Source organism: Patescibacteria group bacterium (genome assembly GCA_038063375.1).
Taxonomy (GTDB): Bacteria; Patescibacteriota; Minisyncoccia; order Phycocordibacterales; family JANLHH01; genus JANLHH01.
In genome coordinates this window covers 1-3,375 of record JBBTVG010000009.1, presented here as the reverse complement: position 1 = coordinate 3,375, position 3,375 = coordinate 1, and the positions used below count along the sequence as shown (strand labels likewise).

The 3,375-nt window shown below is 44.4% G+C and carries 5 protein-coding genes; all 5 read left to right on the top strand.

Annotated features, from left to right (window positions below):
• Window positions 1–1,248 (top strand): tRNA uridine(34) 5-carboxymethylaminomethyl modification radical SAM/GNAT enzyme Elp3 (locus AAB523_01370; GenBank protein ID MEK7555920.1); only part of this gene is annotated, 1,248 nt, incomplete at its 5' end.
• 153 nt (window positions 1,249–1,401) lie between these two features.
• Window positions 1,402–1,623: a hypothetical protein gene (locus tag AAB523_01365; GenBank protein ID MEK7555919.1), complete on the top strand. Its 222-nt coding sequence runs from the start codon at window positions 1,402–1,404 to the stop codon at window positions 1,621–1,623.
• Entirely contained in the window at window positions 1,614–1,895 is a 282-nt protein-coding gene (locus AAB523_01360) for a type II toxin-antitoxin system RelE/ParE family toxin (GenBank protein MEK7555918.1), read from the top strand. The genes AAB523_01365 and AAB523_01360 overlap by 10 nt, the downstream gene beginning before the upstream one ends.
• Window positions 1,896–1,900: 5 nt before the next feature.
• On the top strand, window positions 1,901–2,938 hold the full coding sequence (locus tag AAB523_01355) for a glycosyltransferase family 4 protein (GenBank protein ID MEK7555917.1): 1,038 nt from the start codon (window positions 1,901–1,903) through the stop codon (window positions 2,936–2,938).
• Window positions 2,935–3,375 (top strand): GtrA family protein (locus AAB523_01350; protein MEK7555916.1); only part of this gene is annotated, 441 nt, incomplete at its 3' end. The genes AAB523_01355 and AAB523_01350, both read left to right, overlap by 4 nt.

The following is a 3,375-nucleotide window of genomic DNA, read 5'->3' as shown; positions in this document are numbered from 1 at the left end:
CGCAATAAATTTGACCCGTACGAGCAGACCTATCAGAGACTTCGCGCGCTTGCGGTGAATGGGCATCCCACCGACAAGTTGGAGATCATTGTCATCGGTGGCACGTGGAGTTTTTATCATCCGAAATACCAAGAAGAGTTTATCGGAGAGGTATTTCGCGCGTGCAACAATTTTCACGCGGAGACAGAAATCAAAAAAGGCGAGAAAACTTTTGCTGAATTACTGACGACAAATGAAAGCGCGATATGTCGTGTGATCGGTCTTTCGGTGGAAACACGCCCTGACTATATAACAGAGAAAGAGCTTGCGCGCATGCGCTCTCTCGGCGTCACCAAGGTGGAGATCGGCGTACAGCATCTGGATAATGATATTTTGGCGCATAACAGACGTGACATGACCAAAGAGGATATCGCCGAGGCAACCGAACTTTTGCGGAACGCGGGTTTCAAGGTGGTTTACCACATGATGCCGAATCTGCCGGGGAGCGATCCTGAAAAAGATAAGGCGATGTTCGTTGAGCTCTTTGAGGGAGAAGTGTACCAGCCGGATATGTTGAAAATATATCCGTGCATGGTGCTTAAGAAGAGCCTGCTCTACAAGATCTGGACACAGGGGGGATTTAAGCCCTATACGGACCCGGAGCTTTTGGACATACTTGTCGCGGTAAAAAAGAAGATTCCTCCGTATGTGCGTATTATTCGCGTGATACGCGACATACCGGCAACTTATATCATGGCCGGCAGCAAGATATCCAACTTGAGACAACACCTTTTAGAGGATCAAAAAAAGAACCACTGGCAGTGCAGGTGCATCCGTTGCCGTGAGATCAGAAGCGGTGAATTTGATGCCGAGAAATTCAAGCTCTCGCGTATTGAGTATCGGACACAAACAGGCACGGAGATCTTTTTAAGTTATGAGAATACGACAGACAATAAGCTCGCGGCATTTTTGCGCCTGCGTTTGCCGGATAAAACGCCGGACGCGCGATTTCAGGATGATCTTGCCGTTTTGGACGGCGCGGCGCTTGTGCGCGAATTGCATACCTATGGACATCTTGTTTCTTTGAACGAAAAAGGAGAACAGAGCCAACATCAAGGACTCGGGAAGTCGCTCTTGGAAGAGGCGGAGCGAATCGCGACAGAAAAGGGCTACCGGAAAATAGCGGTCATTTCAGGCATCGGGGTACGCGATTACTATCGCAAAAGGGGATATGAGCTTGACCGCACCTATATGGTAAAATCACTGTAAGATATATGACTTACCTCTCTTGCTCTATATTGCGAGAAATGTACGCTTGACAAAAGTGATACACTTTTGATACACTTTGGTTGTTCATGACACAAGGCGAAGGAAATGAAAAAAATTCCTACCTTTTACTACCATCGTTAATATAAACAAAATATGGCTACCATTAAAAAAAGAGTAAATATCAGTATTCCGAAATCTACGGAAGATATTTTAATAAAGCTTGCAAAGCGAGATCAGGTGCCGCAAGCAACAAAAGCCGCGGAGCTTCTTCGTCTTGCTATTGAAATTGAAGAAGACCAGGTGCTTGATGAGATCGCTTCAATACGGGATACCAAAAAAGCGAAGTTTGTTGCACATAAAAAAGTATGGGCATAGTGTTTACTATTCTCTATCACAAGTCAGTTATGGACGAAGATGTGCCAAAACTTTCTCCTGCCGATAAAAAAAGGATTAGGAAAAGCATTGAGGAGAAACTTATGACTCGCCCTGATGTATTTGGCAAGCCATTGCGTCGCTCATTGAGTGGCTATAGGAAATTGCGCGCCGGAGATTATCGCGTGGTGTTTCGTATTGAGAATACGACTGTAGTTATTTTCTGCATTGCGCATAGGTCAGTTGTGTATAAAAAGTTCTCCAATCGCATATAAACACTATGAAATTATTGATCATGACCCAGAAAGTTGATGCGAACGATGACGTGCTGGGCTTTTTTCACGGATGGATAAAAGAATTTGCAAAGCATTGTGAAGAGATGACGGTCATCGCGCTCGGGGTTGGGGAGTATGACTTGCCGAAGAACGTGCGCGTCCTTTCGCTTGGAAAAGAGGAAGGAGTATCGCGCTTGAGCTACCTCATCAATTTCTATCGCCTCATCTGGCGTGAGCGCAAAAATTACGATACGGTTTTTGTGCATATGAATCAGGAATATATTTTATTGGGCGGGCTCATATGGAAGTGTCTCGGCAAAAAAATAGCTCTGTGGAGAAATCATTATGCTGGCAGTCTTTTGACGCGCATCGCCATGATGATTTCAGACAAGATATTTTGTACTTCAAAATATTCTTTTACCGCGCGTTCCAAAAAGATGACCTTGATGCCTGTCGGGGTTGATACCGACCTCTTTAAAAAAGAAGACCGGATAGTAAGGAAGCCGCACTCCGTTTTGTTCCTCGCACGCATCTCACCCTCAAAGAAACCACACCTCATCATTGAAGCGCTCCGCAAGGTGCGTGATAAGGGGATAGATTTTACCGCGGATTTTTACGGAAATCCTCTCCCTCAAGATGTTCCGTACCTCAATTCTCTCAAAGAGAAAGTAAAAGCATATTCTTTGGAAGATCGCGTTACTTTTGAAAAAGGAGTCCCCAATAGAGAAACACCACGCGTGTACGGAGCACATACGATTTTCATAAATGCGAGCCCCTCCGGGATGTACGACAAGACCATTTTTGAAGCAATGGCGTGCGAGAGTTTGGTGCTTACTTCAAATATAAACCTAAAAGGTAGCATAGATGATATGTTTCTTTTCAGGGAAGACGACGAAGAAGATATCGCAAAACAATTAGCCCGTCTTTTGGCTCTTTCTTTTGAAGAGAAAGAAGAGTTGGGAAAAAAACTTCGTGTATTTGTCGTGTCTCAGCATAGCCTAACTCTCCTTGGCGACAAATTGACAAAATGTCTCACCATATGAATAGTAATGACATTATCAAAATGAAAAGTTTTTTTTACGGACATTTTTCAGACCGTAGACTTGTTGTTCGGTATATAATGGCCGGAGGTACGGGAGCTTTCGTGAATATCGCAAGCATGTATGTTCTCACGGATATAGTGGGAGTATGGTACATAGCTTCTGCTGTGTTTGCGTTTTTTATTTCACTCGTCGTAACATTTTTTCTGCAAAAAATGTGGGCGTTTGGCGATGTTGCTCTTCATCCGCAGCACGCTCTGCGGCAAGCGGCCCTTTATACCGCTTCAAGCGTGTCATTTTTGGGAATCAACACATTGATGCTTTATCTTCTTGTTGAATTTCTTGGTGTATGGTATCTTTTGGCGCAGTTTTTCTCGTTGGGCATAGTGGCATTGGGCAGTTTCTTGTTCAACAAGTCGGTAACTTTTCGGAAGAGTGAA

Coding starts and splice junctions, on each gene's coding strand:
- AAB523_01365 (MEK7555919.1), top strand. CDS start 1,402: ATGGCTACCATTAAAAAAAGAGTAAATATCAGTATTCCGAAATCTACG.
- AAB523_01360 (MEK7555918.1), top strand. CDS start 1,614: ATGGGCATAGTGTTTACTATTCTCTATCACAAGTCAGTTATGGACGAA.
- AAB523_01355 (MEK7555917.1), top strand. CDS start 1,901: ATGAAATTATTGATCATGACCCAGAAAGTTGATGCGAACGATGACGTG.